The 774-nt window shown below is 63.0% G+C and carries 1 protein-coding gene; it reads left to right on the forward strand.

The genetic code is table 11. The features are described 5' to 3' along the window. Nucleotides 1-41: 41 nt before the first annotated feature. A complete protein-coding gene (gene rpiA, locus EOD15_RS35030) occupies nt 42-773 on the forward strand; it encodes a ribose-5-phosphate isomerase RpiA (RefSeq protein ID WP_027036598.1) in 732 nt (243 codons plus the stop codon). The last annotated feature ends 1 nt before the right edge of the window (nt 774 follow it).

Consider the following 774-nt stretch of genomic DNA (forward strand, 5'->3'; position numbering starts at 1 on the left):
TGCTACGAGCCCGGCAGCGAATTTCCGGGGCAACAACCGACATGGATGCAAGGCAGTTGAAGGTCGAAGCCGCGCGGGCTGCACTTGCCCATGTAAGCGACGGCATGCGGCTCGGCATCGGCACCGGCACCACGGCCGAAGAGTTCGTGCGGCTGCTTGCCGAAAAGGTCGCCACCGGCATGACCGTCATTGGTGTGCCGACTTCGGAGCGCACCGCGTTGCTGTGCCGCGAACTTGGCGTGCCGCTGTCGACGCTGGAGGAAACGCCAGAGCTCGATCTCACCGTCGACGGCGCCGACGAAGTCGACCCGGAACTGACCCTGGTCAAGGGCGGCGGCGGCGCGCTGCTGCGCGAGAAGATCGTCGCCGCGGCATCCCAGCGCATGATCGTCATCGCCGACCGCTCCAAGATGGTCGAGACGCTCGGCCGTTTTCCGCTGCCGATCGAAGTCAATCCATTCGGCCTGCGCGCCACTGAAATCGCGGTTGCCGCAGCGGCTGAAAAGCTCGGTCTTTCCGGGCCGGTCACATTGAGGATGACGGGCGGCCAGGCTTTTGTTACAGACGGCGGCCATTTTATCCTCGATGCATCTTTTGGCCGCATTCCGGATACAAGAGCGCTTTCGAATGCTCTGCACGCCATTCCGGGCGTGGTCGAGCATGGTCTTTTCATCGGGCTGGCTTCAGCGGCCATCATCGCCGGCGGCGACGGTATCCAAACCGTCCATGCCGCCCGAAAACCAGGGAGTTCTACCGATCATGACGTTGCATAAC

It is taken from the genome of Mesorhizobium sp. M7A.T.Ca.US.000.02.2.1 (assembly GCF_003996995.1).
Lineage (GTDB): Bacteria > Pseudomonadota > Alphaproteobacteria > Rhizobiales > Rhizobiaceae > Mesorhizobium.

Coding starts and splice junctions, on each gene's coding strand:
- rpiA (WP_027036598.1), top strand. CDS start 42: ATGGATGCAAGGCAGTTGAAGGTCGAAGCCGCGCGGGCTGCACTTGCC.